This window comes from Streptomyces sp. NBC_00631 (assembly GCF_045206895.1).
Taxonomy (GTDB): domain Bacteria; phylum Actinomycetota; class Actinomycetes; order Streptomycetales; family Streptomycetaceae; genus Streptomyces.
This window is the reverse complement of record NZ_CP107734.1, coordinates 4,057,574-4,073,453: the sequence shown is the minus strand read 5'-3', so window position 1 is coordinate 4,073,453 and position 15,880 is coordinate 4,057,574. Positions and strand designations below refer to the sequence as shown.

General features: G+C 67.6%; 13 protein-coding genes and 1 pseudogene. 2 read left to right on the top strand and 12 right to left on the bottom strand.

The features are described from left to right. Positions 1-93 precede the first annotated feature (93 nt). Positions 94-969 (top strand): helix-turn-helix domain-containing protein, encoded by an 876-nt coding sequence (locus tag OHB00_RS18590; RefSeq protein ID WP_406436012.1) that lies wholly within the window; start codon positions 94-96, stop codon positions 967-969. Positions 970-1,028: 59 nt separating this feature from the next. Beyond that, complete coding sequence (locus tag OHB00_RS18585; protein ID WP_406436011.1) at positions 1,029-1,184, top strand: hypothetical protein; 156 nt, start codon at positions 1,029-1,031, stop codon at positions 1,182-1,184. Between the two features lie 406 nt (positions 1,185-1,590). On the opposite strand, the pseudogene OHB00_RS18580 reads toward OHB00_RS18585, so the two are convergent. From OHB00_RS18580 to OHB00_RS18525, 12 genes and pseudogenes are all read right to left on the bottom strand, one after another. Further along, positions 1,591-1,757 (bottom strand): annotated as a pseudogene (locus tag OHB00_RS18580) (IS5/IS1182 family transposase); the annotation flags it as partial. Positions 1,758-1,845: 88 nt separating this feature from the next. Continuing rightward, the gene (locus OHB00_RS18575; protein ID WP_406436010.1) at positions 1,846-2,472 is read right to left on the bottom strand and encodes an HAD-IA family hydrolase; all 627 of its coding nucleotides are present in this window, start codon (positions 2,470-2,472) and stop codon (positions 1,846-1,848) included. 284 nt (positions 2,473-2,756) lie between these two features. Then, on the bottom strand, positions 2,757-3,992 hold the full coding sequence (locus tag OHB00_RS18570) for an MAB_1171c family putative transporter (protein ID WP_406436009.1): 1,236 nt from the start codon (positions 3,990-3,992) through the stop codon (positions 2,757-2,759). Positions 3,993-5,510: 1,518 nt separating this feature from the next. Further along, positions 5,511-6,068: an NUDIX domain-containing protein gene (locus OHB00_RS18565; protein WP_406436008.1), complete on the bottom strand. Its 558-nt coding sequence runs from the start codon at positions 6,066-6,068 to the stop codon at positions 5,511-5,513. Positions 6,069-6,202: 134 nt separating this feature from the next. Further along, a complete protein-coding gene (locus tag OHB00_RS18560) occupies positions 6,203-7,369 on the bottom strand; it encodes a bifunctional class I SAM-dependent methyltransferase/NUDIX hydrolase (RefSeq protein ID WP_406436007.1) in 1,167 nt (388 codons plus the stop codon). A 33-nt stretch (positions 7,370-7,402) separates the two neighbouring features. Next, positions 7,403-7,975, bottom strand: a complete 573-nt coding sequence (locus OHB00_RS18555; RefSeq protein ID WP_406436006.1) for a class I SAM-dependent methyltransferase — start codon at positions 7,973-7,975, stop codon at positions 7,403-7,405. Beyond that, positions 7,972-9,918 carry an ABC transporter ATP-binding protein gene (locus OHB00_RS18550; RefSeq protein ID WP_406436005.1) on the bottom strand — a complete coding sequence of 649 codons (1,947 nt, stop codon included), beginning with the start codon at positions 9,916-9,918 and terminating at the stop codon, positions 7,972-7,974. The genes OHB00_RS18555 and OHB00_RS18550 overlap by 4 nt, the downstream gene beginning before the upstream one ends. After that, positions 9,915-11,303 carry an MFS transporter gene (locus OHB00_RS18545; protein WP_406436004.1) on the bottom strand — a complete coding sequence of 463 codons (1,389 nt, stop codon included), beginning with the start codon at positions 11,301-11,303 and terminating at the stop codon, positions 9,915-9,917. The genes OHB00_RS18550 and OHB00_RS18545 overlap by 4 nt, the downstream gene beginning before the upstream one ends. Further along, complete coding sequence (locus OHB00_RS18540) at positions 11,300-11,848, bottom strand: NUDIX domain-containing protein (protein ID WP_406436003.1); 549 nt, start codon at positions 11,846-11,848, stop codon at positions 11,300-11,302. Before OHB00_RS18540 ends, OHB00_RS18545 begins: the two co-directional genes overlap by 4 nt. Positions 11,849-12,316: 468 nt before the next feature. Then, a complete protein-coding gene (locus OHB00_RS18535) occupies positions 12,317-13,348 on the bottom strand; it encodes an endonuclease/exonuclease/phosphatase family protein (RefSeq protein WP_406436002.1) in 1,032 nt (343 codons plus the stop codon). 154 nt (positions 13,349-13,502) lie between these two features. Next, positions 13,503-14,243, bottom strand: a complete 741-nt coding sequence (locus OHB00_RS18530) for a GntR family transcriptional regulator (RefSeq protein WP_406436001.1) — start codon at positions 14,241-14,243, stop codon at positions 13,503-13,505. After that, the gene (locus OHB00_RS18525; protein ID WP_406436000.1) at positions 14,170-15,762 is read right to left on the bottom strand and encodes a hypothetical protein; all 1,593 of its coding nucleotides are present in this window, start codon (positions 15,760-15,762) and stop codon (positions 14,170-14,172) included. The genes OHB00_RS18530 and OHB00_RS18525 overlap by 74 nt, the downstream gene beginning before the upstream one ends. Positions 15,763-15,880: the final 118 nt, after the last annotated feature.

Below are 15,880 nucleotides of genomic sequence, written 5' to 3'. Positions count from 1 at the left end.
ACGTACGCCAGTTGCGTAGATGTATCAAGCCTGGGCTACAGTTGCTCTAGAGGACGCCCCCATGGGCTCGATCGCCACCCTGCAGGAGTTCATGTGCCCCCACGTCAGTTCGACGGCAGCCGCGTACGTGCTGTCCGGCGGGGCAAGGACCTCCATCAGAAGGAATTGGCCGAGATGGTGGGCGTCAGCCCCCCCACAGTCGCGCGATGGGAGAGCGGCCAGGACTTCCCCAAGGGTGAGAAGCTCCCCGCGATTGCAGCGGCGCTCGGTCAGCCGCTTGATGTCCTTTTCCCCCACGACGGTCCGCCGGACCTGCAGCTCCTGCGCTGCGATGCCGGCCTTAGCATGGCGCAGGCCGCTGCGATCATCGACGCGAGCCGCGTGCCAGTGAGCAACGCCGAATCCGGCCGGCGCCGGCTCAGTGATGCTTACGTGCAGCCGCTCGCACGGGCGTACGGGGTGACGAAAGAGGAATTGCTGGCCGCCCAGGACTGCTCGTTCGGGCTTCGCCCCAGGGGCTCGCGTGACGAGCAGGCGTCCGCACCTCGCACGGTCGGGGAGAAGATCAACTATCTCCTGCAGTATGGGTACGTTGGTCAGGAAGCGCCCTCTGATGAGGAAATTGCGCGGATCGTCAATGAGCATGCGGGCATGGCGGCCGTCAGCGCCGACGGCATCGCCGCCCTTCGCGCGGGTGCCACAACCGAGGTTTCTCATATGGTGCGTGCCGGCCTAGCCCAGGCCCTCCAGGTCGACGTGGCCCTCTTCCAGGACGATGCCGAGGTCGACCCTGCGGCCCGCGAATTCCTGGAGGCACTCCGCTTCCTGGGCTCGATTCACCGAGGGCAGATCCTCGGCCTGGCTGCCCGAGGCAACAGCAGGGGTCTGTCCGCCGAGATGATGGCCCACATCAACGAGCTCGTCGGAGAGCTGAAGCACAAGCTGCCAGAGGTGGAAAACGAGGAGTGACGCCGTCGGCGAGCACTCCTCGCGGGCTTGGATGTCTGAGGCGTTTCCGCTCTGCTGGCTTGAAGGAGAAGAAGCGGGAGGAGATCCGCGCCAGGAACGCGGTCACGCGGGCGAAGGTCCTGGCCGAGACCACCGCCGCCGAACAGGCAGCCCGCACCCAACCGCCCGGCAGGCTCTGGCAGGTCGCCCGCGTGTTCCGCCACGGCCTTGACTAGGCCCTGGCCAAGCTCGCCGACGAACACGTCGTCACGACGACCGTGGGCTTCAGCATCGGCGACCACGGTACGCCGGCGGTGTCCCCCTCGTTGACGAGCACAGGGCCCGGCAGCCGTCTTCGGTCCTGCCCCCGGGCGCGTACGCGGGGAGGGCGTTCCTGCTGCTGGCCGGACTTCTGCTGATCTTCCCCACCAGGACCGACCAGCGCCGGTTCGAGAACGGCAGTCGTCTTCGTCGTCCTCTGCGTTCGCCTCACCGTGGGCGGAGCAGTGGCCGGTCAGGGTGGTGAAGACCAGCGAGTCCAGGCGGCGGGGGCAGCTCGGCCCGCGCCAGGCGGGCGGTGGCCTCGGTCGGCGCCTGCTCCTCGCGTCGCTCGTCGCCAGATCACGTCCACCAGGTGCGACACGAGCAAAAGCGCAGCAGCTGCAGCATCTCGTCGAAGATGATCCGGTCGCTGATGCGTCGGCGGTGACAGCCGAGCGGATGGTCTAGGTGGTACACCGGCCGCTCGGGCAAGAGCACCGCGAGAGTGGTTCAGTCAGCCATGATGGCAGCGCGGCACAGGTCCCCAGTGATCACAGAGCGTCACAACTCCATGATCACTGCGGCCTGTGCCCGTTCCGCAGTCGACGTCCTCCAGCGTGTCTATCCGCGCAACCTCTAAGACGCCGTAAGGTCTACGCCGAGCAGCTCGGAGAGAGTGGCCACCGTCTGCCGGGGGTCCTGGTTGTGCACCCCCGCGAGGCCGAGCCGCTCCGCTGCCCGAACATAACCCTCGGTGTCGTCGACGAAGATGCACTCCTCGGCCGGCAGAGCCATGAGCTTGAGTGTGATCTCGAAGAGCTCGGGGTCGGGCTTGCGCAGCAAGTGCTGCTCGGAGATCACCACGACGTCGTACAGCCGCTCAAGCTCGTAGCCGTCGTACAGGTCCCAAGGCGCGAGCCCTACGGAGTTGGACAGGATGCCCACCTTGATCCCGGCTCGCCTCGCAGCAGCAGCCGCATTGATCATCAGCGGCTCAGGACGCAAACTGCCGAAGATCCGGCCCATCAAGTTGTCGGGGGAGACGCCGAGCTTCTTGCCCGCGATGGTGTTCCACTCGGTCTGACTGACCGCGCCGCGCTCAAGATCGCTGGTGAGCCGGACGCCCTCTTCGTCCTTGTACAGCGCGGAGATGCAAGCACCCTGCGGGAGTCCCTCACGCTGCTCGAAGGCGAGCACCACGGGCAGTAGGGGGGTGGTAAGAACGCCCCCGAAATCGAGGATAAGACCGGAGCGGTTGGACATGCGGGAACTCCATTGCTGAGATTTCGACGCCTATCCAGACCGGACGGCGTAACGGCCCGGCTACATGTGGCGACGGCAGTATCTGTGCGTCGCGGGCCGGGTCCCCTTACGTAGCGGAGCAAGACCTATCAGTCCGCGTGACCGACGGTACCAGCTCAGTTCATGCAGCAGATGGTGCTAAATCTCACTTGCCGACACGCCATCAAGATCGCTATGTCGCATGGTTATGAGCGAAGGGCAATGAGGTCTGAACTGCGAAATCAGCATGTGAGGCTCATTGCAGGCTACCTGCCTGGTTCGGATTCCGTCTCTGTGCAGTGCAGGAGAAGCTCCTGAGCTTGGTCCGTGGTGATGTGCGAGTAGGCCGCGCTGACCCGTGCTAGCCACGCCGCTTCACTATCGGTGTCAACGAACGGTTTCGCTCTCAAGGTAGCAGCGGGGTACGGATTGGCTGGCATGGTATCAGCGGCCTGGAGTCCGGCCTTAATCCAGTACGCTTCCGCTGCCGGCTCGGGGTCGGGGAGCGAAACAGTGATGTCCTCGGCAGCGAACATCAAGTCTCGTGGAGCGTAGTAGCGCAGCTTTTCGCAGGCGTCAGCAATATCTTGGGTCCATCGGTCCAGGCGAACATCTACGGGGACGCGAATGTGCATGAGTTCCACGAGGCGCCGTCCGGGCGGATACAGGCTCGTCCCAGGAAAAGCCTCCACCAGGTCAAACCAGAGTGGATAAGTCTTGTAGAGGGTGCGCCAAGTCTTCCACTGGGCCGCCGCCGCGCTGGTGGTGGGAATGCTCGCACCGACGGCAACGATGAGGAACAGCAGATCCATCCATATTGATGTGGCGTCTACGAGGAGCTGCACTGTGGATGGGCTTAGTGGGAAGGCTACCGCAGACCAGAGGATGGTGATACGGGCCAATGTATGGGCCAGCCCCATCCACATCGAAATCCCCATCAAGCCCAGTCCCACACGCATGCTTGTGCTCTCGGCCTGTCGCGCCGCCCTCGTCCACTGGTAGCCGCAAATCGCGGTCGTGATAAGTGGGAAGAAGTAGAAGACGGTCATGTAGACCGCGACTCCCCATTCTCCAGCGTGGTCGATGAGGAAATTTCGGCTCGGCGTGGGGCGGTCCACCACAGTGAAAAATAGGACCGTGAGCAGAGTGACGCCTATCGCCCCAGCCTTGTACGATGCGCGGGCGACCCAGCGGGAGACCGCTACGTGCCGCGGTACGACTGTCTCCGAGCTTTTCCCGTAGCTGGTGGCGACGTAGGTCAGGGCCGCGATGATCGATGCAGTGCTAGCGAAGTGCCTGAGTAGGGCACTCAGGTCCACCACGGGAATACGATCTAGCGCATCCATTACTGCTGGCGTGTAGAGCCACAGGGCGACAGCGAATCCCGCATAGCCGCCCCAGAGCGCCCTGCGGTGAGAGTCACCGTACCGAACTGCAGGGAATCGCCATACGGCGATTACGGTCATCACTGCCGCAGTTAGGTATGTAAAGTAGTCGAACATGCAACCAATGACTATCTGCGCTGGCTGCACGTTTTGCCGACCCGCAAGGGCGACTGACTGCAGCATTAATTGCCAGTAGGAAGACTATTCGGTGCGGCGAAAGTGGCGAGGTCGATAATTGTACCTCGGTGGTCGCCACCCAATCGTGGTTACCGTCGGTGCCGCGGTGGAGCAACTGGGTGAACCAGTGAAGACTCCAGGAGACTGACCATGTCATCCCCTGTGGTCGACTGGCGACGCGCCAACCGTTTTATCAATGAGGCTGAAATCTCCGCCTGCTTTTCCTCGGGACTGTCAAAATCTACGCGCCCTTGGACCACAGTCGACGGGAAACGTAGAACCACTTCCTGGCGGATGCGTTCAGGGATGTATCGCTCGATCTCGGCAGCCGTCAGGGAGGTCCCGTGGTCCAGCCATTCGTGCGCGAGCTCATGGAGAATGATGTGCTCGGTGTGATTGCGACTTGAACGGCGGCGATAAAGAATGATTGTGAACTCTGGCGCTTTGACTCGAAGACCGCATGCTGTGCCCAGGCCCCCGTCGGGATCGTCCAGTGGCACTAGTCGAATCTGGCGACCAGACACACCCTCCATATTCCGCACCAGCGCCTCGATACTGAAAGGAGCGGGGATGGGGAGATCGGCGAGTAGTCTCTCGCATTCTTTCACGAGTGCGCGCCGTGAAGGGTCTCTACGCCAACGCATGGCCGCTCCATTGAAATGCCGCTGAGGTGTTCTCTGCCAGTCTCATCCCGATACTCATACGCGGGGCGCTAGTAGTCGGGAGCTTGTGCTTGAGGCATGCGGCGGTTGGTCGGCGCGGCCTGTTCGGTGATGGTACAAGGTGGAAAGCATGATCCATATAGGCGGGAGTGTTGTGAAGGTCACCCGGGCGCAATAATCTCACAATCTGGATTCCAAGATCGAAATTAAGCGGCGACTCCTTAACCTCTCCTTAACTTCTTCTTAACCTCAATGCCAGTGGCTTAAGGTATTGGCCTTAACCTCAGTCCTTACTGACAGTCCGTCGGTTTTCCTGGTGGGCTGTTTCGGCTCTGAGGACTGACCGTGGCAGGGCTGGGCTCCGGCTGGCGCGCCGGGATCCACGGCTCCGGTGGGGTGGCGCGGGTCGCAGGGGGGAGAAGGTGCTAGCCAGGATTCGGGAGAGCGCCCGGCGAACTGAGCGGCGGCCTCAGCTGCCCGCACCGAGCGGGATCGTCGCGACGTGGTCCCACGGTGGCGGACGGCGAGCGCCGCGGGCGCGGTACCTGCCCGGGACGCAGCCGACCGTCCGCACAGTACGGCCGTGTACCAGGCTCGTGGGGTGATCTCGGCGGTCAGTCCGCAGCCGTCGGCACACGCCTCCACGGTATCGGCGGCTACGGCATCCCACTGCCTGCGCGGGGTGTTCGGTGCATCGACCACGATTTCCTGGACACCCAGAATGTCCGGGGCGAGCTCGCGGACAGCGGCGGTGCGTGCGTTCCAGGCGTCGGTGCCGTGGTCGCTTACAGGCGGGTCAGGGAGCAGGTGGCGGCGGAGTCACCGGGTAGCCGTCTTCCAGCACCACCGCGCCGCCCATAGCGCGGGCGTGGAGAGCGGCCAGCGCGCGGCGGGCGTTCCCGGGCGCCATCAGCGTGGGGAGTTCGCCGGGGTCGACGAAGTCAACGGCCTCGATCTCGCCGGGACGCGGGCGGATCGCGGCGATCTGTTCGCTGTCCCAGGTGCCGCCATCGAAGACGTAGATGATCTCGCCGGGGAACGTGGCGGGGTCGTATCCGGGGGTGGTGTGCGGGACCCAGTCCACGGCCAGGGTCCGGCTGATCGGCAGGTGGATGCCCAGTTCCTCCAGAACCTCGCGAGCAGCGGCCAAGGCGGGGGCTTCCTTGGGGTCCACGCCGCCGCCGGGCAGGAGCCGTGTTTTTCGGTAGGTGACGCGCTGGAGAAGGACGCGGCCGGCCGTGTCGGTGACGAGCACGGACACGCCGGTCCACAGGGTGGCCCGGGAGGCGCCGTACGCGGCAGCCGGCACGGCGGTGCCGTGCGGCGCGGGGTCGCTGGGCGGTGGAGAGGTCATGCGGGCTCCGAATCAGTGAGAGGGGTAGCGGACGTGGCGTGCGGGCGGGTGGCCTACGAGCACGTGCCGCCTGGGTGGGAGGCGGTGGTACGGGTGGCGGGATAGGCGGTGGGGTGGGCTGCTGTCTGCCACCGTCATTCTGCGGCGACCGTCGTGTCGGCGAACGGGGTGAAGTGCGCGCGCGGGTGGTCGATGGGCAGGTCGGGCCGCCAGGAGGTCAGGACTTGGGCGCTGCACTCGAACAGGCCGGAGGGCAGGGAGTCCAGTGGCCACCAGCGCCAGTCGCCCACGCTCTCGTCTGGCTGGTCGGCGGGGTTCCCCTGCCAGGTGGTGACGAGGGCGGCCACGGTGATGCGTACGACGTCGCCGACGTGGTCGAGGAGCGTGCCGAGCAGGCGTACGTTCTGCGGGAGGGCGGTGAGGCCGGTCTCCTCGGCGAGTTCGCGTACGACGGCCTCGGACAGCGATTCGCCGGGCTCCACCGTGCCGCCGGGCAGCTCGACCGTGCGCCGGCGGTGCCGGCCCAGCAGGACACCGTCCGGCCCAGACAGGATGATGCCGACGCCGAGGGCTGCGTGCGCTTCAGGTGGCCGGGTGGTGCGCGGGCGGGACGTGACGCGCACGGGGCGCCGGACCTCAAAGAGCCGGTAGGAGGCGTGGTTGCCCTCCTCCGGGGCGTCGAGGACGGTGATGTGTTCCACCCGAAGCCCGTACTGGACCAGAAGGTCCTCCCACAGCTCGGGCGTGAGCACCCACATCTGGACGGTCAGTTCCGGGCCGTCGGCCAGCCGCAGGGACTCCGGCCGGGGGACGAGCGCGGTCGAGGGGCCATCGCCGTGGGAGTTGGTGTGCAGGACGGTGAAGCACAACTTGCCGCCGGGCTTGAGCGCCGCGCTCAGGGCGGGCAGCAGCCGGTGCGGGTCGATGTAGGGGACGGAGTGGACGGAGTAGATCACGTCGTACGGGGCCGCGGCGTGCAGGTGCTCGACGGCGTCCGCGAGCACCACGTTCAGACCGGGCAGTCGGTCGTAACGGGCGTGGGCGCGTTCGATCTGCGTGGGTGAGAAGTCGACGGCGTCCACGAGCGCGCCGTGGTCGCGGGCGAGGTGGGCGGCGTGCCGGGCAGGCCCGCAGCCCAGGTCCAGCACCCGTCTGCCGTCAAGGTCGCCGAGGATCGCGGTACCCGGCCCGGTGCCGCCGGGGCCCCAGTCGATTCGCGCCACCTCCGCCAGGGGTGTGCCTCGCTGGAGATGGTGGCGGCCGTAGGTGGTCCACGCCTCGGCGTTGGCTGATTCGATCATGAAGCGGCTTTCTCCGGTGGTGGAAAGGGCGGGTCACGGGCGCAAGGCGAAGCAGGCCAGGAGGTCGAGGTCGACAGTTGTGACGGTGGACCAGCCGGAGGTGAGGACTTCGAGGTCGTGGCTGGTGATGCCGAGACGTTGGAGGGGATCGTTGGCGTCACGCCGGTTGGCGAGTTCGGTGACCACCCAGAAGATCCCGCCGGGAACGAGGAGTTGACGGACCCGGTCAAGGAAGGCGGCCTTGTCGGTGAAGAATTTGTACGCCAGGCGGCAGGTGATGACCGCGTACGCCGGATCGGGCAGCTCGCTCAGGTCGTCGGTGGCGAAGTCCATGACCTGGAAGTGGGGTTGGCCGTCTCCGCGATGACCGGTGTCGGCGAGGGCGATGGCGCTGGGTGCGCAGTCGATGCCGGTGCTCCGGTAGCCGAGCGGGTCGTGCAGGTGGTGGGCCAGAAGGCCATCGCCGCATCCAATGTCGAGGGCCGGCCGTGAGTGGCCGGGACCGAGGTGTTCGGCGAGGAGTTGCCTCTCCGGGTCGGTGATCTTGCGGTAGCGGCGGCCGGAGGCCCACAGGGGTTCCCAGTAGGCGACTGTGGATTGGGTCATCCTTCTTCCCCTTCGCTGCGGTAGGCGGCCCGGTCCTGCTGGAGTTGCCACAGTTCCTGCATCAGGCCGGGCTGGTTGACCAGTTCGTGGAAGGTGCCTTCCTGTACCACGCGGCCCTTGTCGAGGACGACGATGCGGTCGGCGGTGGAGGTGTTGGCGAGGTTGTGGGTGACGAGGACGACGGCCCGGTCTCCGGCCATGTCGCGCAGGCCGGTGAAGATTCGGTGCTCGGCGCGCGGGTCGAGGTCGGAGGTGGGTTCGTCCATGACGAGCAGGCCCGCGTCTCGGTGTGCGGGCCGGGCGACTGCGATGCGCTGCCACTGTCCCGGCGACAGGGCTACGCCGCCCCAAAACTCCCGGGCCAGCAGGGTGCCCAGCCCCGACCGCAGGGTTTTGATCACGTCGTCGGCGCCGCTGGACCGTGCCGCGCGATGGATGGCCGCGTCGCCCTCGGCACGCTGCTGGCCGAGGGAGATGTTCTCGCGCGCGGTCATGGGCCAGCGGGCGAAGTCCTGCGGGACCACGCTGGTCTGGCGCCACACGGCGTGGGGGTCGAGGTCGGCGACGCTGATGCCGTCCCAGGTGACGACGCCGCTGGTGGGTAGGTTGAGCCCGGACAGCAGTTTCATCAGGGTCGACTTGCCCGAGCCGTTCTCCCCGACGACGGCCACGATTTCGCCTTGACGGACCTCGAAGTCGACGTTGTGGAGGGTGTCCTGGTCCGCCTCGGGGTATCGGAAGGTGACGTTGCGCAGGGCGATGTGGCGCGGCCGTTGGGGGGTGAGGTCGCCGCGGTCCAGGCGCTGGCCGGCGGCCTCCGTGACGAACCGCTCCCAGTCGTCGAGGTAGAAGCCCGTGCGCATCAAATCCCGGCCGTAGCCTACGAGTCCCTGCAGCCCGGTGGCCGCGGAGCGCAGCGCGAACACGGCGGTGCCGGCGGCTGCGGCCGAGATCCGGCCGGTCCCCAGCAGCAGGAACACCGCACCCCACACCAGCGAGGACGCCAGGCCCGTGGCCGCGGCGCCGACGACGGCGATCTTGGCCCGGTCCCAGGCGGCGGTGTTGCTGGTGGCTTCCACCCGCTCGGCGCTGACTGTGTACTTCTTCAGCAGGTAGGGGGCCAGGGTGTCGGTGCGGATCTGGTCGGACTGGTTCTTGGCGATCAGATGCCAGCGCAGCATGGTCTTCACGCGCCGGTCCTTGTGGGTGGCGACCACCGCGAGGTAGGTGATGCGTTCGCCCCGGATGGAGGCGACGGCCTGCGGTACGGCGGCCAGCAGAAGAAGGGGCAGGAGCAGCGGATACAGGCTGGCCAGGACCACAGCTGCCGCGATCAGGGTGGCCAGGGAGGAGACGTAGTTCTGGGACTGGCCGATCATGTCCCGGCTGACCTCGACGCCGCGCTCGGCAGCGTCGAACCGGTCATTGAAGCCGGGGTGGTCGTAGGCGGCCTGTTCCGCGTTGGTCGCCGCCTCCAGCATCTTGTACTCCGCCTCGCGCTGAATCCGCGGGGAGAGCCGGTTGGACAGGGCCTGGATGGCGATGCCGAGCAGGGCCCGCAGTCCGGCCGTCCCGGCCAGGACGGCCACGGCCGGGATCGCCGCGGGCAGCCGACTCGTGTCGTGTGCCGTCTCGATGAGCACCGCGAGCGCCTCGGTGGTGGCGAACAGCCCGAGCGCTCCGGAGATCCCGGAGACGATCTGGCAGGCGAGAAGGGCGATGACGGCTTTGCGGTCGACCTCCCAGGCCAGGGAGAAGGTCCTGCGGATCAGTGAGGGAAGCCGCCGGGCCATGGTGCGTCCGGTCAGCAGATCCGCGATCTCCAGACTGTCCCCACCCGGATGGTTGAACGCCAGTTCCTCCTCGTCGGGCACCGTACTTGCCTCGCCGGTCTCGCCGGTCTCGCCGTTCTTGTCGTGTAGTCGGTTGGAGGTCTCCGTCACGGCCTGTCTCCCTCCTTGGCTCCGGGGGTGGAGGCGTCGGCGGCCGAGACGCTGTCCGTCACGGCCGAGGCGCGGCTACCGGGATCGGACGGCGCTACCGGTAGCGCCCGCAGGGAACGCACCGGGGAGAGCACCAGGACGATGACCGGAACGAGCAGCAGAACAGTGCCGGCGATCAGGGCGCTGCGTACCCCCTGCCATGTGCCGATGGCTCCGGCGAGGGGGGCGGCGACGGGGCGCGAGCCTCCCGTGAGAAAGGTGCTGACCGCCTGCATGCGCCCCTGGAGACGGGGGGTGGTGATCATCTGGCGGATGGACCGCTGGGTGGTACCGACCGCCGCCGCGCACAGGAGCTGGACGGCGAGCGCGGCTCCGATCGTGATCTGCCACCCGCGTCCCGGAGACGCGAGCAGCAGCGGGAGCTGGGTGAGGGGGGTCAGGACGAGCGCGGTGAGCATCATCGGGCCGGGACCGAACCACCGGGTCATGCGCGGAGCGAACAGGGCGCCGGCGCAGCTGCCCAGGGCGGCGGCCCCCATGACGAGGCCGAACGCCGTTGAACTGAAGCGGAGTTCACGCAGCAGGTACAGCGCCCACACGGTGTTCAGCACGCCCAGGGCAAAGCTCGTGGTCGAGTTGGTGAGCGTGAGCGTGCGCAGGGTGGTGTCGCGGAAGACGTACCGCATGCCCTCCACGATGTCCGTGCGCAGCCGCGCACCACGGGCCCGGGCCGGGGGCGTGGGCTCGGTGACGCGGATACGAGTTGTGCACCAGGCGCTGACGGCGTAGGAGAGAGCGTCCGCGATGAGCGCGCGGGGTGCCCCCAGGACGGAGACCAGGACCGCGCCCAGACTGCTGCCCGCCGTGGCGGACACGGAGAACAAGGCGCCGATCCGGCTGTTGCCCCGCTGCAGCAGGGAACGGTCCAGCAGGGTGGGGAGATAGGCGATGGCGGCGGCATCGTGCACGACCCCGGCACTGGCCTGGACGAAGGCGACCACCATCAGCTGCTGGAAGGTGAGCGCGTCCAACGCGGCGGCGAGCGGCAGGCTGAGTAGGGTGATCAAGCAGACCAAATCCCCGCCGATCATGAGGGGGCGTTTGGGGTGACGGTCGGCCAGCGCCCCGGCGGGCAGCGCGAACAGCAGGCTGGGCAGGTGCGTCAGGAACACGAGCGCGGCCACCTCGGCAGTGGAGGCGTTCAGCTCGACCACGGCCAGGAAGGGCACGGCCACGCCGCTCACCGACGATCCGGCAACGCTCGTCGCCTCACCCGCCACGTAGAGCAGATAGGGGCGGTGGCGCCACAGAGCCGGGGCTTCAGCTGGGGAGGAGGGAGCCGGGACGCGAGCCGGACCTGGGGCGGGTTTCGGAGCAGGCGTCATGCCGCGCCCCCGTCCGCCGAGACGGTGATAGTGGTGTACAGCCGTCCGGCGGTGAAACTCTCCAGGACCTCCCGGGTGTAGGGGTGGCAGTCGCGAGGCGGATTTCCGGGGTCGATCCACAGGATCCCGTCGTGCTTGTGGGGTTCGGCGTTGACCGGGACGCCCTGCCACCGTTGCGCGGTGAACACGGCTCCGATCACGCGCACCCCGTCCGTGTCCAGGTAGTGCACCAGCTGGCAGAACTCCAGGTCCTCGGGTGCGACGTGGACACCGGTCTCCTCGGTGAGTTCGCGCAGCGCCCCCTCGTCGAGGAACTCGCCGTCCTCCAATTTCCCGCCGACCACGGTGATTTGGTTCGCGCTGGTCCTTGACTTTTCGTTGTGCCGCACGGCCAGGATGCGCCCGTCGTCGCGCACCACCAGCACCATCAAGTTCGCCGGACTCAGATACGGATCGCCCACGCAGTCCGCACCTCCAGCCGGGCCAGTCTCGTCCGCCCGCCGCTCGACGATCCCGCGGTCACCGTGGGGTTGGGTGCCGCTCATGCCCCCCACCTCGGATCCAGGTCTGAGATATCCGCCGCGAACATGTGCACGGCGTCAACACCGTGCCCAGTCCGGGTGTGGTGGGGCGAGGCGGCCGGGCCCCGCTGTTCGAGAGCAGGAGGAGTGACAGGGAGAGCAAGGGCGGGATTCATGGATTCCTCCTGTGAAGACCTGAGTGGATGGGGCGACTGGTCAACTTCCCTGCTGGAGAAGCAGTTACGGCTGACGGAGAGCGATGAGTCGGTCGAAAGTTCGACCGCGGTCGGACCGCCCTTGGGGGAACTGGGTGACGTGGCCGTGATGCGACGTTCGATTCACTCGCACAGGGGGTCGTCACTCTCTGGAGGGATTGCCGTGGTTGAGCTGGCTCGCGCCTGGGCCTACGACGCCCCTCCTCCGGAACAGGGACCGGCGCCGGAGCAACAGCCGCGTAGCGGTGCCTCTGTGCGAGACGGGCCCCCTTCGAGGTCAGGTGACCAAGTCCCAGGCAGGCAGCGGAGCGAAGGCCCGTCGCAGGGCTTCGACGAGCCCGCGATAGGAGAGGTCGACGACCAGGGTGTGGTGATCGCTCAAGCCGGTCATGTCCAGAACGCTGACTCCCAGCACGGCCTGGACTGTCCATGGATCCATGTAGCCGCGGTCGATCCGCGACTCGCCGCCCTGGCCGACGGCGGCGAACCCCGCCGTTGGAGCCAGGGCGCCCGATTGGCCGAGGCGGCGCGCGGCGAACCGGGCCGGGTCGTGCATGTTGCAGTCCAGCATCAGGTCGTCCAGCATCGTGCAGCTCCGCCATGATCCGTCCGCCTGCTTGAGGGCACGGTGGCGACGGTGCACGAGGTCCGTGACCGTGGTCCAGTCGATCTCCGGTACCGACTCGCCGACGGGCTCCGGGTATTCGTTCGTGTCGCCGAACATCCAGCAGGCTGCCCGGGAGCGCTCGGGGTCGGTACCGTGCTGGGCTTTGACCTTGTCCGCCAGGGCCGACAGCTCGTACGCCTCGGCCGCCCGGCCGAGCGGCGAGCAGAACGCACTGTGGAACTCGGCCGTCACGATGGGCACTTCAGGAACTTCCGGAAGCGTCAGCTGCACATTGGTGGGAGGCGTCCGGAACACCTTCGGGTGATGGTGTTGAAGACCGACGGCGAACGTGGACTCCCTCACCAGGAGCCCCGTCGGGTTGCGGCCCTGGCCCATACGGGCGCGGAAGCCGCGCATCCCCACCGTCTCCTGCAGAGCCCGCCACCGCCGTTCGGCGGCTTCCTTGACCTCGGCGCTCGCATCGGGCCTGGCCTGCGAGTACGTGAGCTCCGCCAGCCCCAGCCAGTCAGCCTCCAGCGGAGCCAGCCGCTCCCCGTAGTTCTGATGCCACAGGAGGGGAAGGACGCCTGGTTCTTCCTCGGGGCCGGCATCGTTCTTGATGTTCGACTGCACCAGTCGAACGACCCGTTCGCCGTAGGACGCTTTCGACGGGACGAGGGAGGACGGCCGGGCTATCGGCATGGGAATCCTTCGGGGTCAAGGACGAACGGAGGCGGGCGCCTGTCGCGCCCCTGGTGGAAGACAGGACAGGCGGTTTGGTAGGGGCTGGCGGAGCCGGAGCGCACCGTGCGTGGCCGGGAGGCAGCCGGCGTGGTGGCCTCCCGCCTGCGCGGAGTCAGCCGGGCACGGTCTCCACGGGTGGAAGGCGATCGCCGACACGTGTGCCCCTTGGGTTCACGGACGGGATCAGGAAGCCTTCGTCGACCAGCGGTTGGATTGCGCGACGGTAGGCAGCAGCGGATACACCAAACTCCTTCGCGAGCACCCTCTGGCGAGGGAGCATGCTCCCGGGCTGATAGATCCTCGTCGCGAGACGCCGACGGATCGTGAGCTCGATGTGACTGCGGGCCTGGCGGGGGCTCCGGTGCGGAATCGGAGGAGTACTTGGGGCGTCCGCCACCTTTGCGCCTCGGTGGTGCAGGTGGACCAGGCCGTTGTGGGCCAGACCGCGCAGGGCGACCGCCACGACGTGGAGGTCGACTTTGTAGCCGCTCGCCAGATCTGTGGACACCAGGAGGACGCCGGGCGGGATCACTCCCTCGATGATCGCTTCCTGCAGACCGCGGTGTACCCGGCTGGCCTGTCCGGCTTGTTTCGGATCGAGCAAGCGCGTCTCTTCATCGCTGAGGTGGGCTGACGCGTTCACAGGGCGATCACCGCATTCGGAGCTGTGAGGGATGGAGTTGGCCCCATGCCCGATCCAGGGCGGGACACGGCGGATGGGAACGACACCGGTACCGGATGGATCCGGCAGACGATGACGGCGGCACGGCGCGGCTTCCTCATCCGGTCGGTGCCTCCGTGCGGCGAACGGCGGTGACGGTCTCGGGGACAGGTAGCCGGCCCGCCGCCACATGCAGGGCACCGGCAAGACGCGCGTAGGTCTTGGCGTCGTCCTTCGGGTTCGTGTGCCACAAATCCTCAATGGCGGCGAGGACGGCGAAGTCGCCTAGCAGCCATCGCTCCCACTCATCCAGGGACCGGCCGTATCCGCGGGCGAAGGCGTCCTGCAGAGCGGGGTACTCAGCCCACAGCAGCGACGGCCGGGCGAAGTCGACGACGGCGGCCATCACCTGCGAGCGCTCGAACCCGGTCAGGGCCAGGGACCGCGTCACCCGCTGCCATCGCCAGGCGCCGACGCCGAACGAGCCGTGACAGAAGGCGACCGGCAGCTGTGGCAGGTCCTCACGCAGGACGGCCAGGCGGTTCCGGATGGCCGCGCGGTGCCCGGCGAGCACCGGGGAATCGATCCGTTCCAGTACGCGGTCGACGTAGTCGATGTACCGCAAGGTGTTCTCGACGGCCTGCGCATGCCGATCGCCGACCCCGAGTGTGCTCTCGTGCAGGATGCGCAGCAGCTGCCCAGCCTGCTCGTGCACGGATTCGCGCAGATGAAGACCCCTGTCGGGCGCGTCATCCACGCGTTCGCCACGTGGCTGCCGCGTCAGTAGCGCCCGCAGTCTGGGGTCGAACCCGAGCAGGCGCGGCGCCTGTCCGGCGCCCAGCCGCCCGATGGCGTGCCGGTGCGCGGACACCTCGCGCTGGAGGTCGCCGTGGGTCCGGGGAACTCGCAGCTCGATGATCCCTTCCAGCGAGGACATCCGCCAACTGCGGGCGCCGGAGCCGTCGTTGGGCAGCTCCCACGTCGGATGGCGTCCCACGTAGTTGTTCACCCAGGTGGCCAGCTCCGGCGGGAGCGGCGCCGGGGCCCCTCGTGGCCCCGTAACTGGTCCCTTGCCTCGGTCTGCCTCGCTCGGGTCGGGTGCCGGGGCAGGTGGGACGCTGCCGGCCGGGCTCCGGCGGGCGGGCGCCACCGACAGCAGCGGCAGCGGCGGCGTGGCGTGCAGAAGGACGCCGGTGCCCGTAGTCGTCACGTGGAACGGAGGCAGGCAGGACAGCGCTGTGGCGGGAAAGCGCATCGAGACGGCGCGGCACGTCACCGCCTCCACCAGTACGGCGTAAGCGGCAAGCTGGCACCGGTTGGCTGCGCCGAACGCGAGGGTGAGCCGCGCAATGGCGGTGTTCACGGGGGCGACGTCGCATTGGAACCGGGCCGCGATGCGTGATGGACTCATCCCGGCGACGATCAGATCGAGGACGTCCTGATCGTCCTTGAGTACGTGAGGCTGTATGCCGGGCACATCGGGCAGTCGCTCGCGGGTGACCAGTCCGTACACGGCGCTGATGGCGGCGAGATGCTGTCGGCTGTCTGCCGCGAGCACGTGGCATAGTCGCCGCGTTCGCGCGTCGATCTTAGTGACGCTGTTGAAGGTGGCTCCGGCGATGTCGCTGCGGCGTCGCCCAGCCGCGATCAGACGCAGGATCGTCAGGTCCTCCTCCTCCAGGAGAACCGGCGCACCGGCGGGCGGGGCCACGGTCGTGGCGTCGGCCGGATCGGCAGGCAGGTCGTTGAGGTGTTCGCAGGCTGGGGTCATGAGTTTCGCTGTCGGCGCTCTCGGTGCGGTCTGTCGGCGTGTGGGGAAAGGGAGAGGC